Below are 255 nucleotides of genomic sequence, written 5' to 3' on the forward strand. Positions count from 1 at the left end.
CCCCGCCCCACACCCCCCGGTCCCCCCCCCCCCCAAAATCGCCACCCCCCCGCCCCCCCCCCCATTCGCGCCCCCCCCCAAACCCCCCCCCCCCCCCCCCCCCCCCCCAAAAAAACCCCAAAACCCCCCCCCCCCCCCCCCCCCCCCCCCCCCCCCCCGGGGGCGCCGGGCGGGGGGGGGCCCCCCCCCCCCCCCCCCCCCGGGGGGTGGGACGCAGCGCAACGGAGCAGTTTCGCGCCTTGCACAGACCAATGC

At 82.7% G+C, this 255-nt stretch carries 1 protein-coding gene; it reads right to left on the bottom strand.

Translation table 11 applies throughout. The features are described 5' to 3' along the window. On the bottom strand, positions 1-255 hold a 255-nt coding region (locus AC0L2H_RS32570), incomplete at both ends, for a hypothetical protein (RefSeq protein ID WP_473593687.1).

The sequence above is a fragment of the Mesorhizobium sp. WSM4871 genome, from assembly GCF_055811295.1.